Genomic DNA, 5,638 nt, shown 5'->3' with positions numbered 1-5,638 from the left:
CTGCAAGGCCGGCCGCGCCGCGGCCGGCGCCAAGGGCGGCACCGCCGCGATCAAGGCGCGCGTGTACGGGTGCCGCGGATGTTCCAGCACCTGTTGCGCCGCGCCGCTTTCCACCAGTACGCCGCGCTGCATGACCGCGACGCGGTCGGCGATCTCCGCGACCACGCCGAAGTCGTGCGTGATGAACAGCACGGCCGTGCCCTTGCGGCGCTGCAGGTCGTGGATCAAGTGCAGGATCTGCGCCTGTGTGGTCACGTCCAGCGCCGTGGTCGGTTCGTCCGCGATCAGCAAAGCCGGCTCCAGCGCCAGGGCCATGGCGATCATGGCGCGCTGGCGCTGGCCGCCGGACAATTCGTGCGGATATGCGCCCAACGCCCGCGCCGGGTCCGGCAGCCGCACGGCGTCCAGCAGTTCCAGCGTGCGGCGCCGGATCTCGGCCCGTCCCAGGCGGGTATGGGTGCGGAAGACTTCCGCGATCTGGTCGCCGATGGTGCGTAGCGGATTGAGCGCCGTCATCGGTTCCTGGAAGATCATGCCGATGCGTTGGCCCCGCAGCCGCCGCAGCGCCTCGGGCGTCAACCGCAGCAGATCCTGCCCTTCCCATAGCACCTGGCCGCCGCTTGCGCGCACCTCCTGCGGCAACAGCCCCAGGATCGCGCCGGCCGTGAGCGACTTGCCCGAGCCGCTTTCCCCCACCACGCACACGATTTCGCCCGCGCTGATGCTCAGCGACAAGTCTTTCAGCGCGTACGGACGGTCGGCGCCCGGCGGCAGGTCCACGGTCAGGTTCTGGATGCGCAGCAATTCGGTCATGAGTCGTCCACCAGGAAGAAGCCCTGGATCGTAGGCTCGCCCGGGCCGCGTGGGAACTGCGCATTTCTCATTTGCTCATGCGGTTTGTGGCGCACGGCTTTTGTGGCGCACGGTTGTTGTGGCGCACGGCTGTAGTGGCGCATAGCTGCCGTGGCGCCGCGCTGATGGTGGGCTGCGGCACGCGCGAGGTCTGCACCACGAGCCTGGGCCGCCCTGCCCGCACGTTTCCGGCGCGTTGGCTCCTGTTGCGGCTGGACCGCATCTATGTGCGCAATGTCCGCGATTGGCAGCCGGTGCCGCTGGCCTCCCGGGTCTGGTCGCGGCTGTCCGCCATTTACCGATCTGCGTGGAGATCGCGCTATGAACCTGCGCTGGCGCGAGCACAACTGCTACACGCTGCTGGAAAACGGCACCCGCTATTTTCCGGCGGTGCTGGCAGCGATCGGCGCTGCGCGCAGCAAAGTTCAAGGCTTAGGCGTGAGCAGGTCCGACAAGGCGTTGCCCAAATCCTTCACGGCGCCAGTGACGCCCTCCGCCGCGCCCTCGGCGCCCACCCCTATCGCATGGCCGAAGCCCCGGGCAACCTGCGCGGTAAAACCGCGCGTGACCGAGAACTTGGGATTGTCCAGGTCGCCCGCCAGCGCGAAGTCGAATCGCAGCGTCCCGCTCTGGTCCTTCAGCGCCGCCAGCACCGCCTTGCGCGGCAATGAAAACAGGCTGCCGTCGCCGCTGAAGCGCAAGCCGCGCAAGGCCACCGCGCCGGTGGCCTGAAGCTGGCGCTTGGCAATGGCCGTGCGCATGTCCAGGTCCATGGCGCCTGCGGCCAGCGACGTCGCGCCATTGTCCGCCAGGTAGGGAGCGGCATGCTTGATGTCCATGTTGCGCACCGCGACCTTGATGTCGGCATCCGTCCCGCCGACCACCAGCCAGCCTTCCGCGCGCACCGTGGCGGCGCCATTGCGGTTGCCTTCGATGTTGCCGCTGAACTCCATGTCGCTGCGGGCGCCGTCGCCGGGTATGGCCAGCGGACGCAGGCGCGCCTGGACGTCCGAAAACGGGATCTTGTGCGCGGGCCTGGAGACCGCCGCGTCCTCGAAATCCAGGCGGCCGTCGCGCAGGATCAGCTCGGCGATGCGGATCGGCGTCCTGGGCCGGGGCTGGCCGTCGCCGCCGTCTCCGGCGCGCAAGGAGGACTGCAGGGCGGGCGCGATGTCCATGTCGCCGTTGGTCCTGCGCACCACGGTGAAGTCGAAGCCTTCGATGGTGACGGTCTTGAAGACCGCCTCATGCCGCAGGAAGGCGGACCATTCGGGCTCCAGGATCACCTCGCGCGCCGTGGCGCCCGCCTGGCCGGTGCCGCCGGATATCGTCACGTCCTTGAGGATCACCCGCGAGTACCCCACCTCGACGTGGCCGACCTGGCCGCGCGGGCCCAGCATGTTCGCGATGCGCTGTTCGGCGATGCGCAAGGCGGCAAATGCCAGCACCACGGCCACGGCCGCAATCAGGGTCAAGACCGCCAAGGCGTTGCCCCATGGCGACTTGCGGCGTGGCACGGACGGGTCGAGGCTCATCGTGGATTCCGGAGGTGCGGCGCAATCCGAGCATGCTCCTGGAAACGCCGCGCCCTATCAATGGGCAAAAAGGATTAGACGCTCAGCGGCGCTTCAGGTCTGACATGAAGCATACGCCAGCCAGCACGCCTATGAGCGCCGCGCCGGCCAGGCTTTTCCATGCGTTCTCGTGGACATACTCGTCCGCCGCTTGGGAGGCATGCCGGGCCCGGTCCCAGGCCGCCCGGTCCCAGCCTTTGGCGTGTTCGCGCGCAGCTTCCAGTTGCTGCTTGAGGCCGTCGCGCGCCGCTTCGATCTCCGATCCGCCGTAGCTGGCAGTGCTGCGCAGCAAGGCTTCGGTTCCGGAGATCAGCTCGCGTATCGTGCGCGTGGAATTATCAGCCGGTTGAAAGAAGTCCCGCAATCCATGGTGCTTGCTCATACGTGCTCCTGGTGAAAAAAACGTGCGTTCCGAACTGGCGCGTAGCGCGGTCCATCGAGCCGGTCGATGCCGGACGTCTGCTGGGGATCCTGCCCGGGCATGGGGGTGGGCTTCATCCTGCCCACGAGCGGCCTTTTTGACTGCCGGCAAATCCTGCACGTCGTTTGGAAAAATGACGCAAGTCACGTGCCACAGTCTTCATTCGAGCCTCCATGGGTCACCCGCAATCCGGCTGAACGCCGGCATCAGCAATTGCCATGCCCGGCAGCCTGGCGCCTGCGGCCGACCCACAGCGGGCACGGCGCTTGCCTGTCGCCTGGTCAATCCCGACAATTGGCGCGCGGTAGACTATCCGCGGCGGATCGCCATGCTGATGGCATAAAAACTTGGCGTAGCGCAACGCTGTGAGCGCTGAGGTGGTGCAGCCCGGCCCGGATGGTGTGCTGCGTCTGCAAGACCTGTTGCGCGACCTGCCGGGTAGCGCTGTGCCTGTCTCCCCATTCCTCATGATGGCGTTCCAGCGTGGCTGCCTTTCATGAAAAAACGGCCTTGTCCGCCCACAGCGGGACAAGGCCGTCTTGGCACCGCGATGCCCGCCCGACTATAGGGTCCGGAACACGCGGTCTACGAGTCAGCGCGGCATCTTGCTTTGCTGCCCGGGGTTCTGGCCAGGTTGCTGCCGGTCTTTATCGGCATGCTGGCCGGATTGGCCGGGCTGTTGCTGCCCAGGCTGATCGCGGTCCTTGGGGTTTTCCTGGGCCTGTTGCTTCTGCTGCTGCTTCTGCTGGTCGGGCTGGTTCTGATTGGGCATTGCAAGTCTCCTGGAAGACGGAAAAAACTCCGCCACCTTCCATACAGCAACCGGCGTGCCCAAACCCTGGCCACAGGCGGCCCGCTATCCGGCCTGCCTGGGGGGACGCAAGGCCGGAGGGCAGAGTCGCGCCGCGTCGGTAAAAAATGCGCTTTGCGGCCCTATTGCGTGGTCGCGTGCCGCTTGCCGCGCACCGACTGCGGCTCCTGGGCGGAGGCATCGTAGGTGTCAAGCCAGGACGAGGTGTAAGCGGCGGGCGCGGCCAGCGGTTCGCCCTGGTCGCGCTGCGTGCGCAGGCGGACCATCAATTCGTCCAGCGGCATGGGGCGGCCCAGCGCGAAGCCTTGCCCGTAGCGGCAGCCGGCCGCCCGCAAGGCGGGAATGTCCGCCACGTTCTCGACGCCTTCGGCCACCACGCGCCGGCCCAAGCGGTTGGCAAGTTCGGCGGCGGTGCGCAGCACTTCGAACGCGACGGCGCTGCGCCGCATGCGCGTGACGAAATACTGGTCGATCTTGACTTCCGACAGCGGCAGCGCCGACAGCAGCTTGAGCGACGCATGGCCGGTGCCGAAATCGTCCAGGCTGACTTCGCAGCCTGCGTTTTCGAGCTTAAGCAGCGTGGCGCGCAGCACGTCGAGTTCGCGGATGGGCTGGTCTTCCGTCAGTTCCACCCGCACCAGGGACGCCGGCAGTTCCGCCGCATAGATGCGGTCCAGCAGGAAGTCGACCGCGGCCTCATCCGACAAGGTGGAGGCAGGCGCATTGATGGCCACCGGAATTGCGATGCCGGCGCGCCGCATGGTCAGCAGCATGTCTATCACCCGCAGGCAGACGCGCTCGAACAGCATCTTGTCCAGCCCCAGGCGATTGACCGCCGGGATGAATTCGGAGGGCATGATGATGCCCAGGCGGCGATGCCGCCAGCGCGCCAGCGCTTCGGCTGACACGATCCTGCCTGTCAGCAAGTCCACCTGCGGCTGCAACAGCATGCGCAGGCCATCCTTGCCGGTGATCATGGCGGCGATCTCATCGTCGCTCGCCACCGAGTCTGTGGAAGCCTCGTGATTCGACATCATGTCGACACTCCTTGCGTGCCCCTGGGCGCAACCTGCGCTGTCCGGGCGCAGAAAGAGGCACATTGGACTGAGTATTCCCAGCTACAGCGCTTTTTGTATGCCATTTCCAGACTTTGTTCCAGGCAATTCTGCGCCCCTGCGGCGGCAAAGTCACATATGTGTATCCATACGTATTAAGCTGCTCGGATTCATGAACGAAGCCGGTATCTCCGATGCCCCGCCGCCCCTCGCCGGAATGCCTTGTCGACATGGTAGGGTTGGCCTCATTTGCCCTGCCGGGCCCACCGCCGCCGTTGTATTCCTAGCGTGAAGAACCTGTTTTCCCGTTGGCGCGCTTCCTTGCGCAACGTCTTGTGGCTGGACGCCCTCCAAGCCGCGGCCATCAGCGCCGCGCCCGTCATCCTGGCCGTGCTGGCGCATGAACCGCGCCTGGGCTGGAGCGCCATCGCGGCGTTCTGGGCCTGCTTCGGCGATCCCGGCGGCCCCTTGCGCCAGCGCGCTGGCGCGATGCTGGCGTTGGGGCTGATCGGCGCGCTGTTCTGCTTCCTGGCCAGCGTCAGCGCCACCCATCTGTGGCTGCTGCTGCCGCTGACCTTCGTGTGCTGCACCTTCGGCGGCTTGTTGCGCGTGCTGGGACCGGCCGCGGCCATCGTCGGCACGCTGTTGTCCGCAGGCTTCGTGGTGGCGGCCGAACTGCCCGCTCCGACCTGGTTCGAAAGCCTTTCATACACGCTGTTCTTCCTGGCCGGCGCGGCCTGGGCCATCCTGATGACCGCGCTGGTGTGGCGCAGGCGACCTTGGAAGGACGCCACCCATGCGGTCGCGCATTGCTATCGCGGCCTGGCGGATTTCGCCGACGCGCTGGCCCGCATGTATTCCGGGCTGACGCCGGCCGCCAACCCCGAGGCCTGGAGCGCCGTCACGCGCCCGCAGCGCAGCGCCC

At 66.9% G+C, this 5,638-nt stretch carries 5 protein-coding genes and 2 pseudogenes; 2 read left to right on the top strand and 5 right to left on the bottom strand.

Annotation, left to right across the window (positions count from 1 at the left end; all coding sequences use genetic code 11):
• A partial coding sequence (locus tag WBB14_RS29000; protein ID WP_424242812.1) for an ATP-binding cassette domain-containing protein occupies positions 1–813 on the bottom strand: 813 nt, incomplete at its 3' end.
• 161 nt (positions 814–974) lie between these two features.
• On the opposite strand from WBB14_RS29000, the pseudogene WBB14_RS28995 reads away from it, so the two are divergent.
• Positions 975–1,177, top strand: a pseudogene (locus WBB14_RS28995) (endonuclease/exonuclease/phosphatase family protein); the annotation flags it as partial.
• Positions 1,178–1,277: 100 nt separating this feature from the next.
• Here WBB14_RS28995 and WBB14_RS28990 read toward each other — a convergent pair.
• The 4 genes from WBB14_RS28990 to WBB14_RS28975 all read right to left on the bottom strand — a co-directional run bounded on the left by WBB14_RS28990 (position 1,278) and on the right by WBB14_RS28975 (position 4,695).
• Entirely contained in the window at positions 1,278–2,387 is a 1,110-nt protein-coding gene (locus tag WBB14_RS28990; RefSeq protein ID WP_424242811.1) for a DUF748 domain-containing protein, read from the bottom strand.
• Between the two features lie 82 nt (positions 2,388–2,469).
• Positions 2,470–2,808 carry a DUF883 family protein gene (locus WBB14_RS28985; protein WP_424242810.1) on the bottom strand — a complete coding sequence of 113 codons (339 nt, stop codon included), beginning with the start codon at positions 2,806–2,808 and terminating at the stop codon, positions 2,470–2,472.
• 631 nt (positions 2,809–3,439) lie between these two features.
• Positions 3,440–3,619 carry a hypothetical protein gene (locus WBB14_RS28980; RefSeq protein ID WP_424242809.1) on the bottom strand — a complete coding sequence of 60 codons (180 nt, stop codon included), beginning with the start codon at positions 3,617–3,619 and terminating at the stop codon, positions 3,440–3,442.
• Between the two features lie 161 nt (positions 3,620–3,780).
• Positions 3,781–4,695 (bottom strand): EAL domain-containing protein, encoded by a 915-nt coding sequence (locus tag WBB14_RS28975; RefSeq protein ID WP_424242808.1) that lies wholly within the window; start codon positions 4,693–4,695, stop codon positions 3,781–3,783.
• Positions 4,696–5,034: 339 nt separating this feature from the next.
• Here WBB14_RS28975 and WBB14_RS28970 point away from each other — a divergent pair.
• Positions 5,035–5,638 (top strand): annotated as a pseudogene (locus WBB14_RS28970) (FUSC family protein); the annotation flags it as partial.

Source organism: Achromobacter sp., assembly GCF_049647645.1.
GTDB lineage: Bacteria > Pseudomonadota > Gammaproteobacteria > Burkholderiales > Burkholderiaceae_B > Achromobacter.
Note: the sequence above shows the minus strand (reverse complement) of the source record. Positions and strands in the feature narration are given on the sequence as shown.